General features: G+C 56.2%; 21 protein-coding genes and 1 tRNA gene. 16 read left to right on the top strand and 6 right to left on the bottom strand.

The genetic code is table 11. From position 1 onward, the window contains the following. Positions 1-17 precede the first annotated feature (17 nt). From aprA to ACUZ9Q_RS13215, 5 genes are all read left to right on the top strand, one after another. Entirely contained in the window at positions 18-2,006 is a 1,989-nt protein-coding gene (aprA, locus tag ACUZ9Q_RS13235) for an adenylyl-sulfate reductase subunit alpha (RefSeq protein WP_192112648.1), read from the top strand. 365 nt (positions 2,007-2,371) lie between these two features. Beyond that, positions 2,372-3,607, top strand: coding sequence for a CoB--CoM heterodisulfide reductase iron-sulfur subunit A family protein (locus ACUZ9Q_RS13230; protein WP_192112649.1), 1,236 nt, complete (start codon positions 2,372-2,374; stop codon positions 3,605-3,607). Positions 3,608-3,612: 5 nt separating this feature from the next. After that, the gene (locus ACUZ9Q_RS13225) at positions 3,613-5,880 is read left to right on the top strand and encodes an FAD-dependent oxidoreductase (RefSeq protein WP_192112650.1); all 2,268 of its coding nucleotides are present in this window, start codon (positions 3,613-3,615) and stop codon (positions 5,878-5,880) included. A gap of 13 nt (positions 5,881-5,893) precedes the next feature. Continuing rightward, the gene (gene qmoC / locus ACUZ9Q_RS13220) at positions 5,894-7,075 is read left to right on the top strand and encodes a quinone-interacting membrane-bound oxidoreductase complex subunit QmoC (protein ID WP_192112651.1); all 1,182 of its coding nucleotides are present in this window, start codon (positions 5,894-5,896) and stop codon (positions 7,073-7,075) included. A 103-nt stretch (positions 7,076-7,178) separates the two neighbouring features. Continuing rightward, the gene (locus ACUZ9Q_RS13215; protein WP_227119311.1) at positions 7,179-7,901 is read left to right on the top strand and encodes a hypothetical protein; all 723 of its coding nucleotides are present in this window, start codon (positions 7,179-7,181) and stop codon (positions 7,899-7,901) included. Positions 7,902-8,123: 222 nt separating this feature from the next. On the opposite strand, the gene ACUZ9Q_RS13210 is transcribed toward ACUZ9Q_RS13215, so the two are convergent. From ACUZ9Q_RS13210 to ACUZ9Q_RS13195, 4 genes are all read right to left on the bottom strand, one after another. Further along, positions 8,124-8,360 carry a SlyX family protein gene (locus tag ACUZ9Q_RS13210; RefSeq protein WP_022657521.1) on the bottom strand — a complete coding sequence of 79 codons (237 nt, stop codon included), beginning with the start codon at positions 8,358-8,360 and terminating at the stop codon, positions 8,124-8,126. A 33-nt stretch (positions 8,361-8,393) separates the two neighbouring features. After that, a complete protein-coding gene (locus tag ACUZ9Q_RS13205; protein ID WP_449248145.1) occupies positions 8,394-10,472 on the bottom strand; it encodes a YgiQ family radical SAM protein in 2,079 nt (692 codons plus the stop codon). A gap of 331 nt (positions 10,473-10,803) precedes the next feature. Then, positions 10,804-11,187, bottom strand: a complete 384-nt coding sequence (locus ACUZ9Q_RS13200; protein WP_192112653.1) for an EF-hand domain-containing protein — start codon at positions 11,185-11,187, stop codon at positions 10,804-10,806. A 116-nt stretch (positions 11,188-11,303) separates the two neighbouring features. Beyond that, positions 11,304-11,705, bottom strand: a complete 402-nt coding sequence (locus tag ACUZ9Q_RS13195) for a hypothetical protein (protein WP_192112654.1) — start codon at positions 11,703-11,705, stop codon at positions 11,304-11,306. Between the two features lie 200 nt (positions 11,706-11,905). On the opposite strand from ACUZ9Q_RS13195, the gene ACUZ9Q_RS13190 reads away from it, so the two are divergent. The 9 genes from ACUZ9Q_RS13190 to ACUZ9Q_RS13150 all read left to right on the top strand — a co-directional run bounded on the left by ACUZ9Q_RS13190 (position 11,906) and on the right by ACUZ9Q_RS13150 (position 19,918). Then, positions 11,906-13,684 carry a methyl-accepting chemotaxis protein gene (locus ACUZ9Q_RS13190; protein WP_323390222.1) on the top strand — a complete coding sequence of 593 codons (1,779 nt, stop codon included), beginning with the start codon at positions 11,906-11,908 and terminating at the stop codon, positions 13,682-13,684. Between the two features lie 536 nt (positions 13,685-14,220). After that, the gene (locus tag ACUZ9Q_RS13185) at positions 14,221-16,008 is read left to right on the top strand and encodes an RHS repeat domain-containing protein (protein ID WP_215648256.1); all 1,788 of its coding nucleotides are present in this window, start codon (positions 14,221-14,223) and stop codon (positions 16,006-16,008) included. Between the two features lie 137 nt (positions 16,009-16,145). Beyond that, complete coding sequence (locus tag ACUZ9Q_RS13180; protein WP_215648258.1) at positions 16,146-16,589, top strand: hypothetical protein; 444 nt, start codon at positions 16,146-16,148, stop codon at positions 16,587-16,589. A gap of 17 nt (positions 16,590-16,606) precedes the next feature. Then, positions 16,607-17,071 (top strand): hypothetical protein, encoded by a 465-nt coding sequence (locus ACUZ9Q_RS13175; protein ID WP_215648260.1) that lies wholly within the window; start codon positions 16,607-16,609, stop codon positions 17,069-17,071. Between the two features lie 192 nt (positions 17,072-17,263). Beyond that, complete coding sequence (locus ACUZ9Q_RS13170) at positions 17,264-17,701, top strand: hypothetical protein (RefSeq protein ID WP_215648261.1); 438 nt, start codon at positions 17,264-17,266, stop codon at positions 17,699-17,701. Positions 17,702-17,712: 11 nt separating this feature from the next. Then, positions 17,713-18,183, top strand: a complete 471-nt coding sequence (locus ACUZ9Q_RS13165) for a hypothetical protein (RefSeq protein ID WP_215648264.1) — start codon at positions 17,713-17,715, stop codon at positions 18,181-18,183. 190 nt (positions 18,184-18,373) lie between these two features. Then, positions 18,374-18,814: a hypothetical protein gene (locus ACUZ9Q_RS13160; RefSeq protein WP_215648266.1), complete on the top strand. Its 441-nt coding sequence runs from the start codon at positions 18,374-18,376 to the stop codon at positions 18,812-18,814. Positions 18,815-18,831: 17 nt separating this feature from the next. Then, positions 18,832-19,296: a DUF3828 domain-containing protein gene (locus ACUZ9Q_RS13155; protein WP_215648268.1), complete on the top strand. Its 465-nt coding sequence runs from the start codon at positions 18,832-18,834 to the stop codon at positions 19,294-19,296. A 124-nt stretch (positions 19,297-19,420) separates the two neighbouring features. Continuing rightward, the gene (locus tag ACUZ9Q_RS13150; protein ID WP_215648270.1) at positions 19,421-19,918 is read left to right on the top strand and encodes a GNAT family N-acetyltransferase; all 498 of its coding nucleotides are present in this window, start codon (positions 19,421-19,423) and stop codon (positions 19,916-19,918) included. Positions 19,919-20,044: 126 nt separating this feature from the next. Here ACUZ9Q_RS13150 and ACUZ9Q_RS13145 read toward each other — a convergent pair whose 3' ends face one another. Further along, a complete protein-coding gene (locus tag ACUZ9Q_RS13145) occupies positions 20,045-21,310 on the bottom strand; it encodes a phenylacetate--CoA ligase family protein (RefSeq protein ID WP_022659670.1) in 1,266 nt (421 codons plus the stop codon). Between the two features lie 148 nt (positions 21,311-21,458). Further along, positions 21,459-22,853, bottom strand: a complete 1,395-nt coding sequence (locus ACUZ9Q_RS13140; protein WP_449248024.1) for a chloride channel protein — start codon at positions 22,851-22,853, stop codon at positions 21,459-21,461. Between the two features lie 173 nt (positions 22,854-23,026). Here ACUZ9Q_RS13140 and ACUZ9Q_RS13135 point away from each other — a divergent pair. Both ACUZ9Q_RS13135 and ACUZ9Q_RS13130 read left to right on the top strand, forming a co-directional pair. Then, positions 23,027-23,102: transfer RNA gene (locus ACUZ9Q_RS13135), tRNA-Phe, on the top strand. A gap of 396 nt (positions 23,103-23,498) precedes the next feature. Further along, complete coding sequence (locus ACUZ9Q_RS13130; protein WP_449248023.1) at positions 23,499-24,923, top strand: LuxR C-terminal-related transcriptional regulator; 1,425 nt, start codon at positions 23,499-23,501, stop codon at positions 24,921-24,923. Positions 24,924-25,081 lie beyond the last annotated feature (158 nt).

The raw sequence follows: 25,081 nt of genomic DNA, 5'->3' as shown, positions 1-25,081 counted from the left end.
GATAAGGAGAAACAATTATGCCAATGATTCCCGTCAAGGAAGCGACGAAGGGTGTGGCCATTGCCGAGCCTGAAGTTAAGGAACATGCGGTTGACCTGCTGATCGTGGGCGGCGGCATGGGTTCCTGCGGCACCGCTTTTGAAGCAGTGCGCTGGGGCGACAAGCACGGCCTGAAGATCATGCTGGTTGACAAAGCCACCCTCGAGCGCTCCGGCGCCGTGGCCCAGGGTCTTTCCGCCATCAACACCTACCTGGGTGAAAACGACGCCGATGACTACGTCCGCATGGTCCGCACCGACCTTATGGGCCTGGTTCGCGAAGACCTTATCTTCGACGTAGGCCGTCACGTTGACGACTCCGTGCATCTGTTTGAAGATTGGGGCCTTCCCTGCTGGATCAAGGGCGAAGACGGCCACAACCTGAACGGCGCTGCCGCCAAGGCCGCTGGCAAGAGCCTGCGCAAGGGCGACGCCCCTGTGCGTTCCGGCCGCTGGCAGATCATGATCAACGGTGAATCCTACAAGTGCATCGTGGCCGAAGCTGCCAAGAATGCCCTGGGTGAAGACCGCATCATGGAACGTATCTTCATCGTGAAGCTGCTTCTCGATAAGAACACCCCCAACCGCATCGCCGGCGCCGTGGGCTTCAACCTGCGCGCCAACGAAGTGCACATCTTCAAAGCCAACACCATCATGGTGGCCGCTGGCGGTGCCGTTAACGTGTACCGTCCCCGCTCCACCGGTGAAGGCATGGGCCGCGCCTGGTATCCTGTGTGGAACGCCGGTTCGACCTACACCATGTGCGCTCAGGTTGGCGCTGAAATGACCATGATGGAAAACCGCTTCGTGCCCGCCCGCTTCAAGGACGGTTACGGCCCCGTGGGTGCGTGGTTCCTCCTGTTCAAGGCCAAAGCCACCAACTCCAAGGGTGAAGATTACTGCGCCACCAACCGCGCCATGCTGAAGCCTTACGAAGATCGCGGCTACGCCAAGGGCCATGTCATCCCGACCTGCCTGCGTAACCACATGATGCTTCGTGAAATGCGCGAAGGCCGCGGCCCCATCTACATGGACACCAAGAGCGCCCTGCAGAACACCTTCGCGACCCTGAACGAAGAACAGCAGAAGGATCTTGAATCCGAAGCTTGGGAAGACTTCCTCGACATGTGCGTTGGCCAGGCCAACCTTTGGGCCTGCACCAACACCGCGCCTGAAGAACGTGGTTCCGAAATCATGCCCACTGAACCCTACCTGCTCGGCTCCCACTCCGGTTGCTGCGGCATCTGGGTTTCCGGTCCCGACGAAGCTTGGGTGCCCGAAGACTACAAAGTGAAGGCTTCCAACGGCAAGGTCTACAACCGCATGACCACCGTTGAAGGTCTCTTCACCTGCGCCGACGGCGTGGGCGCTTCCGGCCACAAGTTCTCCTCCGGTTCGCATGCTGAAGGCCGCATGGCTGGCAAGCAGATGGTTCGCTGGTGCCTCGATCACAAGGACTTCAAGCCTGAGTTCGCGGAATCCGCTGACGAACTGAAGAAGCTGATCTACCGTCCTTTCTACAACTACCAGGAAGGCAAGGCCGCTTCGACCGATCCCGTGGTGAACCCGAACTACATCACGCCCAAGAACTTCATGATGCGTCTCGTGAAGTGCACCGACGAATACGGCGGTGGCGTGAGCACGTACTACACCACCTCCAAGGCGCTGCTTGACACCGGCTTCAACCTGCTCGCCATGATGGAAGAAGACTCCTTCAAGCTGGCCGCTCGTGACCTGCACGAACTGCTGCGCTGCTGGGAAAACTACCATCGTCTGTGGACGGTGCGCCTGCACATGCAGCACATCGCCTTCCGTGAAGAATCCCGCTACCCCGGCTTCTACTACCGTGCGGACTTCATGGGCCTGGACGACGACACTTGGAAGTGCTTCGTGAACTCGAAGTACAATCCCGCCACCGGCGAGACCAAGATCTTCAAGAAGCCCTACTATCAGATCATCCCCGACTAGTCGGCGGCACTGATGCCAAATGGGGGCGGCCGCAAGGCCGCCCCCTCTGCTGCAAGCTCTGGCTTTGCCAGGCTCGCGGCGGCGAAAAACGCGTGCCGGCGGCGGCCCAGGCCCTGCCGGAAAAAGAGCGGTTTTCGTGCCAGCCTGTTGGTGTGCCGATTGTTTGGGCATAGGTGCGCAGCACAAGGCAAATGTTCGGCAAGGGGATGACCGGCAGCAGGCCCCCCTTTGTCGGCGGGCGTGGTGCGGGCAGTTTTGTGCGCTGGCGCTCGCAGAGGTCGGCCACGGGGCCGCTCCTTTTTTTTCGCGGCGGGAGTCCTTTTCCTTCTTCAGCCGCTATGCAACAACGCAGGAGGATATCCAGGATGTCCAATGCCATTCTCGTCGTGGGCGGCGGCTTTGCAGGCCTCACAGCCGCCATTGAAGCGGCGGAACTGGGCCACGACGTCTTTATCGTCGAAAAGTCGCCCTGGCTTGGTGGGCGCGTGGCTCAGCTCAATAAGTATTTTCCCAAACTTTGTCCCCCCTCCTGCGGCTTGGAAATTCAGTTCCAGCGCATCAGGAACAACCCGCGCATAAAATTTTTCACCCAGGCCGAAGTGGTCGGGTTTATGGGCGTAAAGGGCGATTACAAGGTGAAGGTGCGCATCAGCCCCCGTCACACCGCCCCGCACAACATCGATTTCAGCCTGCTGGCCTCCAGCCTGACCGGCGAAGTGGAAAGCGAATTCGAGCTTGGTCTTGCCACGCGCAAGGCCCTGCACAAGGATATGCCTTTCGCCTTCCCCAGCCGTTACACGCTCGACCTTGATGCGCTTTCCAAGTCTGACAGCGCACGGGTTGCCGGGGCCAAGTTCCTTGATGTGAATGAACCGCAGCGCGAGCTTGATCTCAATGTCGGCGCTGTGGTCGTTGCCACAGGCTGGAAGCCCTATGATGTTACCCAGTTGACCAATCTTGGCGCGGGCAACGTGAAAAACTGCGTGTCCAACATGCAGCTTGAACGCCTTGCTTCGCCCTTTGGCCCCACCGGTGGCCGCATTGTCCGTCCTTCCGACGGCCGTGCTCCCCACCAGGTTGCCTTTGTGCAGTGCGCTGGTTCCCGCGACCAGAATCACCTGAACTACTGCTCCTACATCTGCTGTATGGCCACGCTCAAGCAGTGCCTGTACATTGCAGAGCAGAATCCCGACACGCAAATCACGGTGTACTACATCGACCTGCGCGCCCCGGGCCGCTATGTGAAGGTGCTGGAAAAGGTCAAGGCGCTGCCCAACGTGAAGTTCGTCAAGGGCAAGGTTGCCGACGCCGTGCAGGCCGAGGGCAACAGGGTGCGCATTACGGCGGAAGACGCCGTGCGCGGTGAAAAAATGACCCTTGATTATGATCTTGTTGTGCTGGCCACGGGCATGCAGCCCTCGCTGGCTGGCGAAAATGCGCCCCTGCCCCTGCCGCTGGACGAAGACGGCTTTATCGCGGGCGGAGAAGAGGCCGGCATTTTCGCCGCTGGTTGCGCGCGCATGCCCCTTGATGTGATGCGCTCGGCGCAGTCCGGCACAGCCGCCGCCCTGAAGGCGGTACAAACGGTGAAAGGGAGGTAGGCGGCATGTCGGGTAAAATTGGCGTCTATTTTGACCAGCAGAACATTGGCGGCGGGCTTGATCTGACCGCTCTGGCCGAACAGACGAGCCAGAAGTGGGGCAGTCTTGTGCCCGTAGTCAAGGTCGTTCCCGTGCTGGCCCTGGCCGTGAGTGAAATCAAGGCCGACATCGAAGCGCAGGGGCTGGACGGCGTGCTGCTGTGCGGCGCTTCCCCCCGCGTGGATGCGGACATCTACCGCCTGCCCGTGCAGGTGGAACACGTAAACCTGCGCGAACAGTGCGTGCAGGCCTATAAAAATCCTGATCACACCCCCGTGGACACGGCCAACGGCGCGCCTGAACTGCTGGCGATCATGGCCCGCGACTATGTGAACATGGGCGTGGTCAAGCTGCAAAAGAGCGAAGTTCCCGATTCTGCCGCCATTACCGGCGTGCCGAGGGTGCTCGTTATCGGCGGCGGCTGGACGGGCCTTACCGCAGCTGCGGAAGCTGCTGAAACCGGGTATGAAGTTGTGCTCGTTGAAAAAGCCGAAAAGCTCGGCGGCGCAGCCAACAACATTCCCATGGGTTCGCCCCTGGCCTCCCCCTGGACGGACAAGCAGCCCACCAACGTGGCCGACAAGGCGAGCAAGGTGCTCGGCAACAGCAAGATCACCGTGCACCTGAACACCCGCATGGAAAAGCTGGAAGGCCAGCCCGGCGAGTTCAAGGCCACCTTTGCCACGCCCTCTGGCTCGCAGACCATTGAAGTGGGCGCTGTGGTGCTGGCTACCGGCTGGGTGCCGCTGGATCAGAAGTTCCTTGCTCCCATGGGCCTTGGTCAGAGCACCAAGGTTGTGGACGCCGCCACTTTTGGCAAAATGCTGGTAGCCGATCAGGTGAACGCCCGCCGTATCGCCTTTGTGCTTGATACCACTATTGCTGAAGAGGCCGTGCGCAAGGCCGCTGAAGAAGCCGAAGCCGCTCCTGAAGCCGCCGAAGCTGCCAAGCCTGCGGAAGGTGAAGAAGAAAAAGGCTTTGTAAAAGCCAACCTCGAAAGCTTCCGTCATGTTGCGTATTCCAACGCGGTCAACAGCGTGGGCATGCTCCGCCTTGCCAATACGGTCTGCGAAAAGACCAACGACACCTGTCAGACCTTCATCCTTTATAAGGACATGACTGTTCCCGGCATTCTTGAACGCTTCTACAAGAAGATGCAGGATCGTCTGGGCGTCATGATGACCAAGGCCGACGTGACCGACATCCGCGAAGCTGGCGACCACATGGTTGTGAGCTGCAAAAATACCCTGCTGGGTATGGATTTCGATCTGGATGTGGATCTGGTTGTGCTGCCCACGGGCCTCGTGCCCACCACGGCCAAGGACGTGACCGTCTGCTTTGACTACCGTCAGGGCCCGGACTTCCCGGATCTGAACCTGTTCGATGGTTTTGCGGATTCCAACTACATCTGCTTCCCCTACGAAACGCGCCGCACCGGCGTGTACGCAGCGGGTTGCGTGCGTCAGCCCCTGACCATGGACGCCTGCGAAGAAGACGCCAAGGGCGCTGTGCTCAAGGCCATGCAGTGCATTGAGGCCGCCAGCCACGGTGTTGCCGTGCATCCCCGCTCGGGCGACCTTTCCTACCCCGTGTTCAACTTTGTGCGTTGCACCCAGTGCAAGCGCTGCACGGAAGAATGCCCCTTCGGCGCTCTGGACGACGACGAAAAGGGAACGCCCAAGCCCAATCCGGCACGTTGCCGCCGCTGCGGCACCTGCTTTGGCGCTTGCCCGGAACGCGTTATCTCCTTCGCCAACTACAATATCGACCAGATTGGCTCCATGATCCGCGAAGTGCAGGTGCCCAAGGACTTCAAAGCCGATGGCCCCCGCGTGCTGATTCTGGCCTGCGAAAACGACGCCTACCCGGCGCTCGATATGGCAGGTGCCCGCAACAAGCCCTGGAGCCCCTACTGCCGCATCATTCCGGTGCGCTGCCTTGGCTCGGTCAACGCCATCTGGGTGTCTGACGCCATGAGCAAGGGCTACGACGGCGTCATGCTGCTGGGCTGCAAATATGGCGATGACTACCAGTGCCACTTTGTGAAGGGCTCTGAAATCTGCTCCCGCCGCAAGGAAAACATTGCCGAGACGCTCAACCGCCTTGGCGTGCAGCCCGAACGCGTGGAACAGCTTGAAGTGGCCATTGACGAATACGACAAGGTTCCCGACCTGATCGACGGCTTTGTTGACCGCATCATGGCCATGGGCCCCAACCCGTTCAAGGGCATGTAGGAGGATGGCAGCAATGGCACAATGTACAATCAAACCTGATATGGAGTTTGTCAGGGCGCTGGAAGAATCTGGGGGAGAGTCCCTCAAGAAGTGCTACCAGTGCGCCACCTGCTCCGTGGCCTGCCCTCTCGCTCCGGCCAATGCGCCTTATCCGCGCAAGGAAATGGTCTGGGCTTCGTGGGGCCTTAAAGACAAGCTGCGCGCCGACGTTGACCTGTGGCTCTGCCACAACTGCGGCAACTGCTCCGACCTTTGCCCGCGCGGCGCCAAGCCTGCGGACCTCATGGGCGCAGCGCGCAACGTCATTTACCGCGAACTGACCGAACCCACCTGCGTGGGCAAGCTCATGAGCAAGCCTGCTGGCCTGCCTGTGCTCTTCGCCATCCCGGCTGTGCTGTGGCTCTTTGTGTGGTGGATCCGCGCCGGTTTCAACGGCGGTCAGTGGTTCCCCCGCGCTGCCGATGGCCGCATTGTTTTTGGTCAGATTTTTTACGGCGACTACACCATCGACCCCATCTTCATGCTGACCTTCTTTGGCGCGGCCTTGATCATCGCGCGGGGCGTCATGAAACTGTGGGGCATGTTCAAGCCTGAAGGCTCACTGGCCGTCATTGGCAAGAAAAAGTGCTGGGTCTGGCATTTGTGGGACGTGCTGTGGGATGAAGTCATCACCCACCGCAAGTTTGACGACTGCGAAGACGGCCCCGCCACCGGCAAGGAAACCCCCAACCGCAAATTCGGCCACATGCTGCTGGTTTACAGCTTCGCCATTCTGGCCTTTGTTACGGCTGTGGTGGCTGTTGGTCACTGGGGCGGCAAGGTCATTCCGCTCATCCACATTGAAACGCCCATGCCGCTGCTCTTCCCGGTGAAGATTCTGGCCAACCTGGGCGCGCTCATGCTGCTGGCCGGTCTTGCCATCCTTACTGTCCGCCGCGTGATGCTGAATCCCAAGTTCCAGGGTTCCAGCTGGTACGACTGGTATCTGCTGGGCATCATCTGGCTGGTGGCCGTCACCGGTGTGCTGTCGCAGTGCTTCCGCCTGGCGGACGCCATTGTGCCCGCCTTCCTGGTGTACTACCTGCACCTGGTATTTGTGTGGATGCTTTTCGCTTACCTGCCCTGGTCTAAGCTTGGCCACTTCGTGTACCGCACGGCGGCCCTGGTTTACGCCCGCATGTACGGCAGAAGCTAACGGCGTTGGCCCCTGGCTTTGCGCCGGGGGCCGCCCTTGAGGATGCGCACAGTTCCCCGTGAGCTTTTCTGAAAAAAATACGATCTCCGAGGAGGAGGCCGCCATGTCCGATACATCTCGTAAGGTTTTTCCCGTGGAGTCCGTGCTTGCCCTGGTTGTGGGCAAGGAGGGCGTAGACGTCAAGGAAATCGCCGGTTTTGTTGCCGGTCGTTCCGTTGCCTGTGATACCTGCGCCAAGGCCGTTGGCCCCTTTGCCGCCGCATGGCTGGCCCGCTGGTACCCCAAGTTTGCCGATCTGAACTGGGTTGAAGGCCAGTCCTGGGACGCCTTTGTCAACACTGGCCGTAGCGCCCTTGGCGACAATGTTTCCCTCACCTGCATGGACGGCCTGACCAAGGCCCTGTGCGACAAGGTGCTGAACTACCTTGGCGAAACCTACGCCAGCATGGCCGCTCAGACCGCTGCCGCCGTGGCCCTTGAAGACCGCGTGCGCGCTCTGGAACCCGCTGAAGCCCGCGCTGCCGCTCTTTCCAAGAAAGTTGATGAGCTTGAAGCCAAAATCAAGACCATGAACACCGATATGGGCGGGCTGCGCAAGCAGGTTGCCGAATTCCAGGGCAAGGTTGCCATCAACCATGACGAACTGATGATGAACATCAAGGACGCCATCAAGGACGGCCTGAAAGGCATGGTTGTGGGCGGCGTTGCCGCTGGCGCTGCCGCCGCTGCCGGTGATGAAGCTGCTCCTGTTGCTGAAGAAAGCGCTGTGCCGGATGATTTCGGCTTCGGTGCTTCCGGCGCCAACAACGATGGCTTCGGTTTCTAAAGCAAAGACTGTCTGCGAGAGGGTTTGGGGCCTTGCCCCGAACCCTCTCGCAAATAAAAAAACCCGCCAACTGGCGGGTTTTTTTATTTGCTGCGATACTTATTGCACTGTACTTGTGTGCCGTGCTGGGAAGGTGTACGTCTGCTGCCCTCGGTTGCTGTAACAGTCACAGAGCCGCCCTTGTCAGCGCATCCTTTGTATCCTGCGCGCTGGGCGTAGCGGCTACCAGCGTTCGGGCATGGAGTGGGGCGGGAGCGAATTTTCCGGCTGGTCGCCAAGTTTTTCTCGCAACAGGCGGATCACGGATGTGGCATCGGAAAAATCCTGCTCCAGCTTGTCCAGTTGCAACTGTTGGGCGGTAAGCGCCGCATCAAGGGCCTTGATGCGTTCCTCCTGAAAAAAGGTCAGTTCTTCCAGACGGGTCAGCCGATCATCTTCAGAAGTCAGTGGGCGGGACATGGTTGCCTCCTTGTGAAACACCTGCTGGCACAGTTAGGCGCGTCTTCCGCCGCGCCGTCCATCGCCTCGTTTGCCGTTGCGGTCAGAGCTACGATCATCAGAACCGAAGCGTGAGTCTTTGCCCCTCTGCGGGCTTTCGCCACGGCCCGGTCTGTCGTGCGCGGCACCACGATCATTATCCTCGCGCCGTGCAGGCCGGTCGTCCCGCTGTCCTTGCGGGCCACGGGAAGGCCTTGCCCTGTCCTGAGGTTTGCCAGCTTTGTCGGGCCGTGGGCCGTCAGGCTTGCGAGCGTCACCATGCGTGCCGGGCCGGGTGCTTGGTCTGGCGCTGGGCCGTGAACCAGGTCGAGAGCCGGGCCGCCGTGGTGCGTCCCCGTCCTCCGTGGCGGGCATGAGGATGTAATGCTGGCGCATGCGCTGGGCATCTGTGCGGGCAACATATATTTGTTCGCCAAGCTCATCGCGCCCGCAATAAAACATGGCCGTGGCAATGGTTCCGGGTGTGGGAATAAAACACTGCGTCTGCTGCGGATTCCAGTGGCGTTGCCGCAGCCAGTGCGACAGGGTGCGCATGTCTTCATCCGTACAGCCGGGAAAGCCGCTCATGAGATACGGCACCACATACTGTTCCCGCCCTGCAGCGCGGCTTTGGCGTACAAAGCTCTCCAGAAAGGCTTCAAACACGTCCAGCGAGGGCTTGCGCATGAGCTCAAGCACAGAGGGCGCACAATGTTCCGGCGCAACCTTGAGCTGACCGCCCGTAAATTCGCCTGTATAGGCGGCAAGGGCCTCGGCGTCACGCAGTGCAAGGTCGGCGCGAACGCCGCTTGCCACGCGGGCCTGCTTGACTTCCGGTAGGGCGGCAACCTTGCGCAGCAGCTCCACATGTTTGCGCTGCGGCGTGATGAAGGATTTGCACACGCTGGGAAAGCAGCAACTGGTGCGGCGGCAGGCGCTTTTGACGCGTGGCTTGGGCATATCGTCGTCCTGCGCAGTGCGACTGTCCAGTGCGCAGTGCCCCTGCCACATGTTGGCGGTGGGGCCACCCACATCAGAAATCGCCACCGGGCCTTTACCTCGGGCCACATTTTGCTGCCCCAGCAGACGCGCCTCCGCCAGGATGGACTGCTCGGAACGCGAACTGATGCGCCTGCCCTGATGCAGGGCCAGCGAACAGAAGGAACACCCCCCGCCGCATCCCCGGTGGCTTGTGATGCTGGTACGCATCATTTCCGCCGCTGGGATAGCCTCCCTGTAGCGCGGGTGCGCCAGCCGGGTGAAGGGGAGGGTGTAGAGATCGTCCATTTCTTCTGTGGTCAGCGGCTGGGCAGGGCGGGCCAGCACCACGGCGCGGTCGCCCACAGGCTCAAAGGCCCAGGCGTCAAGGCGGTGTACCTGCCGCTCCAGTTCCTGCGTCAGTTTGAGCAACTGGAAAGAGTCGGCCAGAATTTCATCGTGCGAGGGCAGGGCAACCCACGGTTCACCCTCAAGGGCAGGCGGCAGATTGGCCGGATGCCCGGAAGCGTCCAGCTTGTTCATCCAGGCCGTACCGGGGATGCCGCGAATGTCTTCCCCCTTGTCCAGGCGCTGGGCGCATTCGATAATGGCCTTTTCGCCCATACCCCAGATGAGCAGGTCAGCCTTGGCATCCATAAGAATGGGTTTGCGCAGGGAGTCTGTCCAGAAATCGTAGTGGGAAACGCGGCGCAGGCTGGCCTCAATGCCCCCAAGAATGATGGGCAGGCCGGGAAAGGCCCGCCGGGCAAGGTTGGCATAGACCAGACACGCGCGGTTGGGGCGCGCCCCTGCCTTGCCGCCGGGCGTGTAGGCATCGTCGTGGCGTTTTTTGCGAAAGGCCGTGTAGTGCGCCAGCAGAGAATCAAGCGCTCCGGCGCTCACCCCGGCAAACAGGCGCGGGCGGCCCATGACGAGCAGATCGTCAGTATCCTCCCAGCCGGGCTGGGCCACGATGCCCGTGCGGAAACCGTGGTGGATCAGCCAGCGGGCCAGTAGCACATTGCCGAACGAAGGGTGGTCAACGTAGGCATCGCCGTTGATCAGCAGCACATCAAGCTGATCCCAGCCAAGTGCGCGCATTTCTTCCGCGCTCATGGGCACGAAACGCGGCTGGCGTAAGCGGCCTTGAGGCTGTGCGCCGCCAGCGCTTGCCTGCGGCGCGTCCGCCCACAGAGATTCTGGGGCAACAGCCTTGCGTTGCTGTGCGCTCTCGCGCAGCAGGTCGGGAAAAGGCGGCTTGCGCGTGGGTGCTGGCTTGTTGTCTGCGCGCGCGGAGGCTCTGGCACCCTGTCGGCGCGGCGCACCCTTGGGCGCGTCAGCAGAAAGCGGAACGGCAGCCGTTTTTGATTTTTCGGGCTGCCGCTCAGGAGCAGCACAGCCCTGGTCGCCGTGCTGACGCCAGGGCTGCGGAAATGGCGCGGGACGTTTATTTGCCATTGGGGGGCGTCACCAGGGGCATGTCTGCGCTGCCGGGAGTGGGCATCATGGCGTTGCCGGGCATGCCGTTCTGGCCGCCCATCATGTTGCCCATGCTGCCACCCATGTGGCCGGAGGAATGGTTGGATACAAACTCGTCCCATTCAGCGCGGTCAATAACTTTATCGCCGTTTTTGTCAATAACGGCAAAGGCTTCTTCGCGCATGTTGGGGAAGTAAGCCTTGAATTCCTCGTAGGACACCTTGTCGTCCTTGTTAGTATCCATCATGGCAAATTTATCAACCTTGGCCGTATCGGTTGCGGCGGGGTTGGCCTGGGCAGATGCGGCCCAAAGGCAGAGCACGGCAGCGAGGGCTATGTGCAGAAGCTTCATGGGGGATCTCCTTGTGGGGTGTTGAGCCGTCAGCGCTTGGGTTCTGCATGCGGCGTTGCTGTATTGCAAGATAAAGCCTTGCCAGTCATCGGCAAGGTCAAAATTTCAAGTCCGGCCTATTCTGTTCTGAAATCAAGGCCCAGTTTTTCCATGCGGTCAATGCACAGAGTAAGATTGTCGGGCTGTCCCGGCTTGTGATTATCGGGGTAGAGCAGGGCTGACATATAAAAAATTGAGTTCAGACGCAAAGACATTCTGGCACTTGCCGAAAAGCCTTCCAGAGCGAGCGCGTAATTGAAGCGCGTTTCGCCCGGCAGCGGTTCAAGCAGGGGCTTGGCGTCTTCGGCCATTGCGGCCAGCAGTTCGGCCTTGAGGCGCATATGTTCATTATGGCCGGGGGTATCCCCGGCGTCAAGGCGGGCAAGGGCCTGCGCCTCTGCCGCCATAACTTCTGCATGGCGGTTGCGCAGCCACTTGATAAGGCTTGCCAAGGCCTGTTCGCTGGTGTTAGCGCTCACGGGATTCTCCTTGCTGGGGTTCGGCGCGGCCTGCTGTGCAGCCGTGCATGATTTTTAAAATGATACAGTTCAGGCAAGAAGGCAACGCCGGGCATGCATTTTGCGGCGTTGACCATAATTGCCGTTGACTAGTGCGGTTTATTGGTAGGATGATCAAAATAGATCCCCCCTCACGATTTATCCGCGTAGTGGAGGACACTATGGACATGTCGCTTCGGGTTAAACTGGCAAGCGGTTTTGGCGTAATCCTGCTGATTTTTGCCATATCCGGCAGCCTGGCAATGCTGGCTTTGCGCGCGCAGCGCGAGACGCTGGGCATGCTGGGCAGGCATGAACTGCCCACTATCAATCTGCTGCACGAAGCATCCCTGGATATGCAGCTCTATCGCAAGGCTGAAAAAGACATCCTGCTGAATATGGGCGACAGCAAGGCGCTCAAAGGATACATGGGCAAGCTGGATGAGGTTTCGGCTGGATTGGGCGAAAACCTGCGAAAGCTGGAGGCCGCCCTGCGGGGCAATCCCCAGGCCGGAGCCAAAGCCGAGGCTCTGGCGCAGGAGGCGACACAGGCATTTGCGGCTTACGATGCCGTGGTGCGCCGCACTTCATCAGATATAGCTTCCGGCTCTGGCAGCATGAGCGCCGCACAGGCCAATGCCTACTACACAACCTACAAGAATCACGTTCATACTACCGAAAAAAATCTGGAAGCGCTGGAAACCCAGTTCATGGAACGCGTGGTATCCAGCCAGCGAGAACTGGCCGAACAAACGCGCGGTACAGAACGCCTGCTGCTGATTTCCATTTGCGGCAGCGTTGTGTGCGGCGCGGGTATTGCCCTGCTGGTGCTGCTGTCTGTAACCCGGCCTCTGGGGCGGGTGATCAGCTTTGCGCGCGCCGTGGCTGGCGGAGACCTCGAGGCCCGGGCCAGCGGCAGTTACAGTGCGGAAATGGCCGCGCTGCGCGACAGCATTGAGGGCATGGTGGGCACGCTCAAGGGCAAGATAGCCGAAACCGAGCGCAAGAGCGCCGAGGCTGCAGAAGAAGGCCGCCGCGCCCGGCAGGCAGCGGATGAAGCTCAGGCCGCCAAGGCAGCAGCAGAACGAGCCAGGGCGGAGGGCATGATGGAAGCCGCCGCGCAGCTTGAACGCGCGGTGGAGGGCATTTCGTCCGTTTCCGGGGATATATCTGCGCAGGTGCGTCAGGCCAGCCTTGGTGCGGAGCGCCAGTCCGCCCGCGTGGGCGAGGCCGCCACAGCCATTGAGCAGATGAACGCCACCGTGCTTGAAGTTGCCCAAAATGCCGCCAGTACCGCGCAAAGCACGGATGCCGCGCACAGCAGGGCCAATGAAGGTTCCGGCGTTATGCATCAGGTGGTGGACGGCATGGGCGAGGTGCGGCGCGTCTCCGCAGAGTTGAAAAAATCCATGGATACGCTGGGCGGCATGGTGGGCAACATCGGGCAGATCATGTCTGTCATTTCGGATATTGCGGATCAGACCAACCTGCTGGCTCTCAATGCGGCCATTGAGGCGGCGCGGGCTGGCGATGCCGGGCGCGGTTTTGCCGTGGTGGCGGACGAGGTGCGCAAACTGGCGGAAAAAACCATGGGGGCCACCCGCGAGGTGGGCGAGGCTGTCAGCGGAATCCAGAGCGGCACCAGCGCCAACATAGAAAATATGGAGCGCGCCCTTGCCGCTGTGGAGCGCACAACGGAACTGGCCGGGCGTTGCGGCGAGGTGTTGCGGGAGATTGTGACCATGGTTGACGGCGCGAGCGATCAGGTGCGCGCCATTGCCACCGCCAGCGAAGAACAGTCTGCCACATCAGAAGAAATCACCCGCAGTATTGATGAAATTAACGGTATTTCGCGCGATACGGCTTCGATTATGAACAAGTCCGCGCAGGCTGTGGAGCAGTTGGCGGGGCAGACGCGCGATTTGCAGGGCCTGGTGCAAAAGATGAAGTCTGGCGCGTAGCAACTACGCCGAATGCCTCGCCTATGGCGGTGGGCAAGGCACATTTTTACCAGATGCTGCATACCGGGCCTTAGTGCTTACCCACGCTGCGAAGCTTCTGTTTGCAAATTGCGCAGACTCACGAGCGATTCATGCGCGGCAAAAAGTGATGTCTTGAAAAAGGCATCACTTTTTATTTTACAAGAAACTGTATCATATTGAATAGTTGCGAGTCTTATGAAGTAAAAAAATACAAATTTTAATCATTTTTTTTATTAAATAAAATCATATAGTTATAAATGTAGTGAAAATTTGCTACTTTCTTTGCTCTCTTGCATCGCTCTTTAACAACCTGAAATATCACGTATTATTAGTGCTGCATGCGCCAAAAATTTACCTCCAGTTTACTGAAATGTTTCAGTCTTACATAATAAAATTTTTGTGGCATTTATTTTGTTCGGACCCCGACTTGAAGTGTGGTGACCAATCTAGCAGCCCGCAGATTTGGAAATCCATGCGTGAAATTCTTGGGATGAACAAAAAACAAAGAGGTTCTTATGCGTGACGCGCAAGTGGTGAGAAGACAGAATGGCCTGGAAATCCAGTATCAGTATGACGCTGCTGGACGCATTGCCCGCAAAACAGAGCAGTTTAACGGGGCCTCAAATGTGCTGGAGTATGCCTACGATGCCGAGGGCAGGCTGACCGAGGTAAAAAACAACGCTGCCATTGCGGAAACATATAAATACAGCGCTTCTGGCCAGCGCGTGCGCAGCAAGGTCTGGTATGACGGCTGCCCTTCTGCATCAACAAGCGCAATGGAAAAATCGCGCTACAGCTATAATGACAAAGGCCAGTTGGAAAGCGACGGGCAAAACCGCTATGCCTATGACAAATACGGTTCGGTAAGCAGCATCGCAGGCAAGCGCGGCCTTCGCCTTGCCTACGGCAGCAGTACCATGCTGGGCAGGGCCGAGCTCAATGATGGTTGCGAGCTGCGCTACGCCTACAAGGGCACAAGGCTTTACAGGCGTTACCGCCACAACGACATTACTGGCGAATACCGCTGGAACGATCAGGCAAGGCTCGCAGGCTTCCGCGACCATGAACTGCGGCTGGAGTATGGCTATGCCTATGATGCGGACGGCACCCTGAGCAGGATAGTCATTCGCCCCTTGGGCAAAACGGTTCTGGCTGCTGATGCCGCTCCGGAAAATGAACGCAACGGCTCGGACGGCTGGTTGCACTGGTTTGGCGCAGCAAATCGTAAGGAAAGAGTGTGCCAGTGCCTCTCTGCATACCAACAGTTTCGCAACTCTTCTGATGCTGGCAAGCCGGAGAAGTCCGCTCTGGGAGGGGCAATGACCGGGAGCGCGCCTGCCGGGGCGGCATCGGCGCGGTCGTCACTCGTGCTGGCGTGCTGCTGCGATCATCTGGGCACGCCACGCCTGTTTGTGGGGCCAGACGGCAAGGTGGTCAAGGAGGTGGTGCGCAGCAGTTTTGGCAAAATTGTTTATGATTCCTTACCCTGCCTCTATGTGCCCATAGGTTTTTGCGCCGGGCTGGAAGACAGGGACACCCACCTCATACGGTTTAACTGGCGCGACTATGATCCACGCATTGGCAGATTTATGTCGCTTGACCCTGCAAACGACACGCGCGGCGATGGTGACCTCTACGACTATTGCGTGGATGACCCGGTCAACAGGCACGATGCCAGCGGGCTGGCCTGGGATGAGAGCAAGCATCCACGCAATGTCGGTGGTCAGTTTACCAACGCGGGGGGCAGCGCAGCAGGTTATTCTACCTATGGGCATGAATTGAGAGCGCCAGTATCCCGAGAGGTTATGTATCGGGCAGATGTTGGTCGCAATGCCATGAGCGAGAGGGAAGAGCTTAAACGGTCTGCCATATCGCGCAACGGCATGATGCGGAGGGAGGAGATTTTGCCGAATGACAAGCCATTGCCCAAGTGGGATCTCGACGCGGCTATAGCGCATCTGCAAAATGCGGCGCATGAACATTCAAAGAGTCGGTGCGGTGAATATGTCCACAAGGCAATTGATGCAGGCGGAATTAGACTCAACACAGCATACAATCCTAATGGGGTCAGTGCTAGTGGGTATGGCCCAATTTTACGGCACGCGGGTTTTCTCACCGTGGCCCCAGGCGAGAAACTACAAAAGGGAGATGTTGTCGTTTTTCAGCCCGTTAAAGGGCATCCAGATGGGCATGTTGCCATGTTTGATGGAAAACAATGGATATCTGACTATAAGCAAGACAGCATATACGCTGCCTCAGCCTATAAAAATGGTGCGCCTTATGTTGTTTACCGACGACCATAAATGAGCTAAGTGATATAGGTGGTTAAATCATTGCCTTCATTAGGGGGGCGTGACCGCTGACAACAGCCAAACCCGGCTCTCTGGTGGCAAACACAGCCACCGGGGCAGGGGGGCAAAGACAATAGAGGTATAAACGCATGCGCTTTCGTAAAATACTCATTTGTGTGCTCACAAGTATGCTGTGTTTTAGCATTTTTTGCCCCAAGGCGGCAGACGCAGCACAAACGCCGCAGGAATTTGTTAAGAAATTTTATGAGTGGTATCTTATAAAAGATTATGATCTCTCGGATGCACTCAAACAAGATAAACTGGCTGAGTATGTTGATGAGGAGCTGATTGCAGAACTCAGAGAAGAAGAAAAATGTCATGAGATGAGTTATTTCACGCAAATGGGCCCATTCTTTATCGGATTTAAAAATGCTAAAGTTCACGTTGGCGGTGTGCTGCATATGACAAACGATGTATTTGTCGTGCCTGTTACAATTACCAAAGAATCAATAGAAAAAATTGTGATCGTCTACGTACATAAAAAAGACGAAACATTTAAAATTCATTCCGTCTCAGACGCATATCCATACTAATTCGCGGGAATACCAATATGAAAAAGATTTTTCTTGTCTGCATGCTTCTGCTCGCGAGCTTGTTTCAAGCAAGCCCTCAATTTGCCCAAGCACAAGATGTAAAGTCTTTTGTGCGTAACTTTTATAGCTGGTATATTAAACAGTCTCTGCCGTTACACGGTAATCCTGTTTTTGATGATGCCATATTCAAATACGTGTGCAAGGATACTGCGAGAAGAGTGCGGCTTGATTATGAAAGATCGGTTGCAGATGCGGATTATTATCTGAAAGGGCAAGATGTTGATGAAAAATTATTGGAAAATCTTATAGTTGATAAATCCATTGCCGTAAATAATAGCCTCAGTCTTGTATCTGTGAGCAGGAGCTTTAGAAAGGAATACGTGCCCAGTGTTGTGGTATATGTAGAAACGACGAAGGGCGGCATGTGCATCAGCAAAGTAGAGCGCATTGAAGGGCGTAACCGTCGCGGTGAGGCGTACTGATTCACTACGATTATTGGTTGGTCGAGGTTTGCCATGTGCTCTCAGGCTGAGATCCGCGCGGTTGTGCTGGGCATGCATTCTCTCGCGTGTTCAAAACTGGCCGCAATCCGCGCTTAAAAGTTATCCATGCATGTGTCCGGTGAGCAATGTTTCGCCGGGCGCAGTTTGCAAAATCAACGTAGGAATAAGCATATGCACATTCGTAAAATACTTATTTGTGTGCTCACAAGCATGCTGTGCATTGGCATTTTTTGCCCCAAGGCAGCAGACGCAGCACAAACACCGCAGGAATTTGTTAAAGAATTTTATGAATGGTATATTATCAAACATTATGAGCAGAATGATATTCTTGAAAATGAAAACTTGCCGAAATACGTTGATGAATCGCTCATTGCGTATCTCAAGAAGAAAGGATCATCAGACTTGTATTACTTCACGCAAATGGGTGAAACACTGGAATTTAAGGAAAGTTGTATTTTTGTAAAAAGTGTTCTCTCTATGGCGGATGGAGTCTTTGTCGTTCCTGTGACATTCAAAGGTAAAGACTTTGAGTACTATGTGATTGCATATATAAAAAAGACTGAATCGAGTTATAAAATAGCATCCATATCTGATGCCTACCCATACTAAAGGGAAAACATATGAAAAAGATTCTTCTTATCTGCCTATTTATAATCATGAGCTTGCTGCAAGCCAGTCCACAAGTTGCGTACGCGCAAGACGTGGAGTCTTTTGTACGGGACTTTTATAAATGGTATCTGAAGCAATCGCTGGCGACAGACGATCTTCCTGTTTTTGATCAAGCCATATTTAAATACGTGTGCAGATGTACAGCCAAGCGAGTTCAGTTTGACTATAAGAGGGGAGTAGGCGGGGATGATGCTGATTACTATCTGAAGGGGCAAGACGTTGGACGAAAAGATCTGGAAAACCTGATGGTTGGTAAATCAATTTCCGTAAACGAGAGTCTCAGTCTTGTGCCTGTGAGTATGAGCTATCGCAAAGAATACGCACCTTACGTTGTGGTTTATGTGGAAAAAAATAAGGGTCATATGTGTATCAGTAAGGTAGAGCGTAACATTGGATTCAATCGTCGCGCGCCTGTGTATTGATTCGTTGTGATACTTGGTTGGCGGAGTCTTGCTATGTGCTCTCAGGCTTGAATCAGAGCCTTTGTGCTGGCATGTCTTCTCTGCATATTCAAAGCTGGCCGCAATCCGCGCTTAAAAGTTATTCATGCATGCGCCCGGTGAACAGTGTTTCGCCGGGCGCAGTTTGCAAAATCAACGTAGGAATAAATACATGTGCATCCGCAAAATGCTTATTTGCGTGCTCACAAGCATGCTGTGTCTCGGCGTTTTTTGCCCTAATGCGGCAGATGCAACGCAAACGCCGCAGGAATTTGTTAAGGAATTTTATGAGTGGTATCTCGTCAGGTACTGTGAATTAGTTGATATTTTTAAAGAGGAAAAGTTGCCAGAATATGTTGATGAGTCACTTATTGAGTATCTCAAAAAGAAAAGATCACCAGATTTATATTATTTTACGCAAATGGGCGAAACGATGCAATTTAATAAAGATTGCCGTGTGCTTGTGAAGAATGTTCTTACGATGACAGACGATATGTATGTTGTTCCTGTAATATTTAAGGGAAAAGATTTTTATAATGTCGTAATCGCGTATGTAAAGAAATCTGGATCAGAATTTAAAATTGCATCCATATCCGATGCCTACCCATACTAAATTAGCAGGAAATGTATATGAAAAAATTTCTCCTTATATGGTTTGTTTTTGGAATAGGATTGCTTCAATCCTGCCCACAAGTTGCGCGCGCACAAGATGTGGAGTCTTTTGTGCAGGATTTTTATAAATGGTATATGAAGCAATCGCTGCTGACAGATGATCGTCCTGTTTTTGACGATGCCATATTTAAGTACGTGTGCAAATGTACAGCAAAAAGAGTACGCCTTGATTATAAAAGGATGGTTGGTGACGCTGATTATTATCTTAGGGGGCAAGACTTTGGAAAAGAATTGCTGGATAACCTTATTGTAGGTAAATCCATTGATGTGGACGATAGCCTCAGTCTTGTGCCGGTGAGTGTGTCCTTTAGGAATGAGTACACACCGTATATTGTAGTTTATGTGGAAAAAACAAAGGGTCGCATGTGTATAAGCAAGGTAGAAGATTCCCATGGGCCTAATTTCCGTGAGTCTGTGTACTGATTCGTTGTGATACTTGGTTGGCGGAGTCTTGCCATGTGCTCTCAGGCTGAAATCAACTTGGTGCAAACCATATCGGCTAGAGACATGGGCAGGCCAGCAAAATCACCAATAAAGAGTAAACTACATGCAAGAATTCGCAGTTAGAAGTGTTCGCCAGAATGATTTGGAGAGTATAGCTGAAATAGAATCCGTGTGCTTTCCTGCGGCTGAAGCCGCCTCACGGGCCTCCTTTAAGGAAAGGATTGCGGCTTTTCCTGAGTCTTTTCTTGTGGCTGAAGTTGGCGGTAGATTGGTAGGGTATATTAACGGATGCGCTACCGATAGCCCCGTCATATACGATGAACTCTTTTATAGCACCTCTCACCACAATAAGACTGGGGAAAACCTAACTGTTTTCGGGCTGGCTGTGATTCCAGAATTTCGGAAGCAAGGCATTGCCTCCCAGCTCATGAAGAATTTTGTGCAAACAGCTAAAAAGTTAGGCAAAAAGAAAGTCATACTGACGTGCAAAGAGCGACTGATTCGCTACTACGAATGCTTTGGTTATATGAATGATGGAATTTCGAAATCAAGTCATGGCGGGGCGCAGTGGTTTGATATGACGCTTGGGCTTGATACGTAAAGTAAACTGTAAAAATTGCAGTGTGGAAAAAGTGGTTTGCTTCTTTTCCACGCCGCTTGCGGTTCTTTTGGAATTGCCAAAAAACAAGCCCGGCTCTTGGCCGGGCTTGTTGCGTATATCTGCGGGTTAATCCCAGTGACGCTTGTCTTCGATGGGTCTGATCTGCGGGGGCAGGCTGCCGGGAGCCAGCACGCGCAGTTCGGGGCGCAGTTTGATCTTTTCGCGGAACTGGTGCAGCAGCTCTTCTTCGCGCTTGAAGCCGCTGGTTTCCACAAACAGGGTCATTTCGTCGATGCCGCCGGGGTTGGTGACTTCGATCTGCCAACGCTTGATTTCTTCAAAGCGGCTCATGACCTGTTCAACCTGATGCGGGTACACAAACATGCCCATGATGCGGGCGGTGGTGTCCACGCGGCCCACAATGCTGCCAAGGCGCGGGCTGGTGCGGCCGCAGGCGCAGGGGCTGCGGTCGATGTATGAAAGGTCGCCCGTGGCAAGGCGGATGAGCGGGTAGGTCTTGTTGAAGGCCGTCACCACGATTTCGCCCACTTCGCCGTCCTTCAGCGGGATGCCCGTGTCAGGATGGCAGATTTCCACGTAGCAGCGGTTGGCAATGTGCAGGCCGGTTTTGTGGAAGCATTCGTAGCCGATGCAGCCCACGTCGGCGGTGCCGTAGCCCTGACGCATGACGAGGTCGTACTTCTTTTCCATCTGGGAGCGCATCTTTTCAGACAGGCGCTCGCCGGTGACAAAGGCCACTTCGAGGAAAAGATCCTTGCGCAGGTTGAGGCCTTTTTCTTCGGCTTTTTGCGCAAGGTGCATGAGAAAGCTGGGCGTGCCCACATAGCCGGAGACGCGCAGCTTCTGCATGATGTCGAGCTGGGTGGCGGCGTCTGTGGGGCCGGCGGGAATAACCGCGCAGCCCAGATTGCGCAGCGGCTCTTCAAACATGAGGCCAGCGGGCGTCAACTGGTAGTTGAACGTGTTCTGCACGGCGTCGCCGGGGCGGAAGCCAACGGAATAGAAGGCTTCGGTGTAACCCCAGTAGTCTTCTCCACGGTCTTCGGGATCGAAGATGGGCCCAGGCGACAAAAAGATGCGCTTGAGCTCGCCGATATCCTTGGTCAGCAGACCGCCCAGGCGCGGCCCCATGGACTGAAGGAAGATAAGTTCTTTCTTCTTCAGGATGGGAATGTGCTTTATATCGGTAAGTGTTTTGAATTTCTCCACATTGAACTGCGCACGGTCGAAGCGTTTTTTAACGTCTTCTGAATAGCGGTATGCGTAGGAGAGCAAATCTTTGAGCTGAATAAGGCAGTACTGACGACGCTCACTTTCGTCCAGTACTTCTCGGCGGCTGTATATGCCTTCTGTGCGGTCTTTACGGGTCATACCTACTCCATGGGGCGCGGTTGGTTTTACAATTGGTGAACATAGACACTCCAATTGTAAAACGCAAGCATTTTTTTAAAAATTCAAGTATAACAAATAGTTATATGAATAAATTTTTTGCGGCATCGTGCGCCTTTTGCACGACCTTTCATTTTTGCAGTTGTGTTGCGCTGCCTGACGCATCGGTATCATTGCCATTTTTGTCGCTTGGGGCTGCCGCGCCAGCCAGATCAAGGCAGCGGGCGCGCAGACTGTCGTACACAGGCTCGGAGCGCAGGGCATTGGCGGTGAAGGCGGCAATATAGGCCGTAAGCACCACCGTGGGAATATTGTGGAACGATCCTGTCATTTCAAGCAGCAAAAATGCGCCAGTCAGCGGCGCGCGCACAGAACCGGCAAAAAGGCCTGTCATGCCGAGGGTCAGCACTGTGGCGGTCTGTTCCGGGCTGATAACTCCGGCAGATTGCAGGCCCGAGGCCATGCATGCCCCGCCAATGGAACCCATGAGCAGCACGGGCATCAGCAGGCCGCCGGAAACGCCGGAGGCAAAGCTTATCCATGAAAAGGCCATCTTTACCGCCAACAGGCCAAACAGGCCCAGCAAGGGCAGGGGCAGGCTCTCAAGCTGCAAGGTGCTGAAGCCAATACCCACAAGCACCTGCGGGCAGAGGTAAAGCAGCGCGCCAGCCAGCATGAAGGGCAGGAGCACGCGCAAAGGGCGGGGCATCAGGGGGCTGTGGTCGGCCCAATGGGTGAGCCGCAGCAGTATCAGATTATAAAAAGCGCCCAGAACGCCCATGCCAATGCCGACAAAGGGGATGATCCACCACTGCGTCCAGTGGATGAAGGGCTGTTGCGCAAAGGGGAACACCAGGCCGAATCCAAGCAGAACCTGCACCACAAACCACGCGGCAAGGGCGCACACGCCCGTAAACAGCAGCATGGGGGCGCTGAGGATGGTTTTCATTTCTTCAAAAGCAAAGAACATGCCCGCCAGGGGCGCGCCAAAGGCGGCGGCAAGCCCGGCAACGCTGCCTCCCACAAGATAACGCGGCAGGCTCTGCCCGCTGCGCTCGCCCCACAGGTGCCCCACGCCAGCCCCCACGGCCGCGCCCATCATGATGGAAGGCCCCTCACGGCCCACAGACAGGCCGCCACTGAGGGAAACGAGGGTTCCGCCAAATTTGCACAGCAGCACGCGCAGCCAGTTCATGCGCATCTGCCCGCGCACCATCAGCTCCACCTGCGGAATGCCGCTGCCGCTCACAAGGGGTTCAAGGCGCAGGGCCAGCAGTGCCAGCAGAGCCAAGATCGCCAAACCGCCGAAAATCCAGGCAGCCACAACAGGGTCATAAAGGTCGTGCTGGCGTATGGTGTGCACAAGCGCGGCGTTGATGTGGTCGTAAGCAAGGCGAAAAAGGCCGATAACGCCGCCAGTGACGCCGCCGGTAACAAGGGCCTGCATGATGACGCGCCTGACGCCAATGTTGCGCAGGGCATCGAGATCCCGCAAGGTTGGGGGGATGGGGCTGTGAAAAGGCACGATAAATCCTTGATTTGATCTGTTGACGGGGGAAAGTATGGCCGGAAGAAAGCCATATTTCAAGCCGTTGTGCAAAATTCTTAAAAAAAAGCTTGCCAAAGTGAACGCAAGTAGATAGAAGACTTTTCCAGCCGCTGTGAAAGAGCAAACGCTCTGGCGGCAAGCCCTAATGGGCCGAGGTAGCTCAGTTGGTAGAGCAGGGGACTGAAAATCCCCGTGTCGGCAGTTCAATTCTGTCCCTCGGCACCATATAGATTTCAAGGACTTATGCATGATTTGCATGAGTCCTTTTTCTGTTTATTTCTAGATTTTGTCCCTTCCCTGTCCCTTGTTTGGGGCGCTGGATTGCTCATTAGCAACACTGGTGCCCCTTATGCCTATTCCTTCCTGCCATGCATTCGGGCGGGAGCGCCCATAATTGCTTTTATTGCAAGCCTTTTGTCTGTCACGCGCGCACTGCCCTTTCACGCTCTTGACAGAAAGAGTGATTGTGCGTCACATTTTTGTAAGGTTCATGCGTTCCCGGTAATCATTGGCGCATGCCGCACCCGTCCCATGTCCGCGATCTGTTTCACGCCCGCAACCTGTCCTTGCCCTGAATCCCGCGCAGCCCTTTTTGCAAGCCCCATGCGCGTTAAGGCAGCCATGTCAAAAGCGACTTCCGATAGTCATACATCCCACCTAGCGGAGCAGAATGCGTCTTCCGGTCTTTTTGACCTGAGCGGCGAAGAGTGGCGGTGCGCGCTTGGCGCGGTGAACCACTTTGACGACTGCGCCGAGGTTTTTCTCGGGCAGTGGACGCTGCGCATGAAAGCTGCGGGCTACCTGTCCTTTACCACAGCCCGGCGGGAGGACTGCATGACCTCCTGCGACGGACTGCTGGACGCGATGAAAGGCCATGCCGACCGCAACACGCCGCCTTCGTTCGAAACGCTGCGCACCAATGCCGACGGCTGGGCCGACGCGCTGAAAAGCTCGGGTCTGCGCCATCTGCGGCGGGGCATCACCAGCAGCATGTTTCTGGGCTGCTACAAGACCTTCACGCTGGCGGTGCAGGATGCCCTTGAGGCCCTGCCGCGCCTCGCCCCTGAGGTAACGGAGCGCGCAGCGGCCCTGGCCGCGCGGCTGGTGGAGGTTTACAGTCAGGCTTTTGAAATTGTGTGGATGGAAACCTGCATGCAGGCGGCCCAGTGCGCCCACACCTTTGATCAGGACGAGCTGTTTCGCCTGCTGACCGTTGAAAAATGCCGCTTTGAAAACGTGTTCAACGCCACATCCGACGGCGTGCTGGTCATGAATTCCGCCTGCCGCATAGTCACCGCCAACCGCTCCTTGCGGCAGTACGCGGGCGAGAATCTTGAAAACAAATACGTCTGGGATGCTCTCGGCCTGGAAGAAACAGACGCAAAAACATTCTTTGCCCGCTACAAGGTGGGGCAGACTGTCGAGATTTCGCCCTTTGGCAATGGCTTGGTGTTCCGGCTTTCCATGGCCTCGCTGGGCGATCTGAGCATGGCAAGCTCCGGCGACTTTTTGTTGCTGCTGAACAACATAACGCCGCACGTGCTGCACAGGGAAATGCTCGAAGACGCGGTGCAGCGGCAAACGCAGGACCTTCAGCAGGAAAAGCAGCGCCTTGAAGAGCTGAACATCACCCTGCGCAACGTGCTGCGGCATGTAGAGGAAGAACGCTGCCAGCAGAGCGATGAGCTGGCCGAAAACGTGCGCAGCTTCCTGTGGCCCGCCCTGGCGGAGCTGGGCAGGGAGCAGGATGCAGCGGCTCGCAAACAGGGAATCGAGCTTGCGCGCGAGCAGCTTGAGCGCATCCTTGGCGGCACAGGTTCCGCGCAGGAGCAGATGGTTAAAGACAAGGGGCTGGGCAAGCTGACCCTCGCCGAACTTAAAATCTGCCAGTGGATCCAGACCGGGCGCACGACCAAGGAGATTGCCGCCATCCTGCGTATTTCGCCGGAGACAGTGCAGACCCACCGCAGAAACATCCGCCGCAAACTTGGCGTGCGCGGGCACGATACCCAGCTTGCCATGTACCTGATTACCAGTCAGGCCTGAGGCTCTGCCGGATTGCATCCGCAGCCCGGCGCTTCCTCACTTCGCTCCTTCGTTTTCCCCTTCCTACCCAATTCCGATTAATCGGGTATAGCTGTATACCCGATCTCTCACCAAACATTCACTCTGGCGCACTACACACAGAGCGGGCATTTTAATAA

This window comes from Desulfovibrio desulfopostgatei (assembly GCF_053570645.1).
This window is presented reverse-complemented; position numbering and strand designations above follow the sequence as displayed.

Coding starts and splice junctions, on each gene's coding strand:
- aprA (WP_192112648.1), top strand. CDS start 18: ATGCCAATGATTCCCGTCAAGGAAGCGACGAAGGGTGTGGCCATTGCC.
- ACUZ9Q_RS13230 (WP_192112649.1), top strand. CDS start 2,372: ATGTCCAATGCCATTCTCGTCGTGGGCGGCGGCTTTGCAGGCCTCACA.
- ACUZ9Q_RS13225 (WP_192112650.1), top strand. CDS start 3,613: ATGTCGGGTAAAATTGGCGTCTATTTTGACCAGCAGAACATTGGCGGC.
- qmoC (WP_192112651.1), top strand. CDS start 5,894: ATGGCACAATGTACAATCAAACCTGATATGGAGTTTGTCAGGGCGCTG.
- ACUZ9Q_RS13215 (WP_227119311.1), top strand. CDS start 7,179: ATGTCCGATACATCTCGTAAGGTTTTTCCCGTGGAGTCCGTGCTTGCC.
- ACUZ9Q_RS13210 (WP_022657521.1), bottom strand. CDS start 8,360: ATGTCCCGCCCACTGACTTCTGAAGATGATCGGCTGACCCGTCTGGAA.
- ACUZ9Q_RS13205 (WP_449248145.1), bottom strand. CDS start 10,472: ATGAGCGCGGAAGAAATGCGCGCACTTGGCTGGGATCAGCTTGATGTG.
- ACUZ9Q_RS13200 (WP_192112653.1), bottom strand. CDS start 11,187: ATGAAGCTTCTGCACATAGCCCTCGCTGCCGTGCTCTGCCTTTGGGCC.
- ACUZ9Q_RS13190 (WP_323390222.1), top strand. CDS start 11,906: ATGGACATGTCGCTTCGGGTTAAACTGGCAAGCGGTTTTGGCGTAATC.
- ACUZ9Q_RS13185 (WP_215648256.1), top strand. CDS start 14,221: ATGCGTGACGCGCAAGTGGTGAGAAGACAGAATGGCCTGGAAATCCAG.
- ACUZ9Q_RS13180 (WP_215648258.1), top strand. CDS start 16,146: ATGCGCTTTCGTAAAATACTCATTTGTGTGCTCACAAGTATGCTGTGT.
- ACUZ9Q_RS13175 (WP_215648260.1), top strand. CDS start 16,607: ATGAAAAAGATTTTTCTTGTCTGCATGCTTCTGCTCGCGAGCTTGTTT.
- ACUZ9Q_RS13170 (WP_215648261.1), top strand. CDS start 17,264: ATGCACATTCGTAAAATACTTATTTGTGTGCTCACAAGCATGCTGTGC.
- ACUZ9Q_RS13165 (WP_215648264.1), top strand. CDS start 17,713: ATGAAAAAGATTCTTCTTATCTGCCTATTTATAATCATGAGCTTGCTG.
- ACUZ9Q_RS13160 (WP_215648266.1), top strand. CDS start 18,374: ATGTGCATCCGCAAAATGCTTATTTGCGTGCTCACAAGCATGCTGTGT.
- ACUZ9Q_RS13155 (WP_215648268.1), top strand. CDS start 18,832: ATGAAAAAATTTCTCCTTATATGGTTTGTTTTTGGAATAGGATTGCTT.
- ACUZ9Q_RS13150 (WP_215648270.1), top strand. CDS start 19,421: ATGCAAGAATTCGCAGTTAGAAGTGTTCGCCAGAATGATTTGGAGAGT.
- ACUZ9Q_RS13145 (WP_022659670.1), bottom strand. CDS start 21,310: ATGACCCGTAAAGACCGCACAGAAGGCATATACAGCCGCCGAGAAGTA.
- ACUZ9Q_RS13130 (WP_449248023.1), top strand. CDS start 23,499: ATGTCAAAAGCGACTTCCGATAGTCATACATCCCACCTAGCGGAGCAG.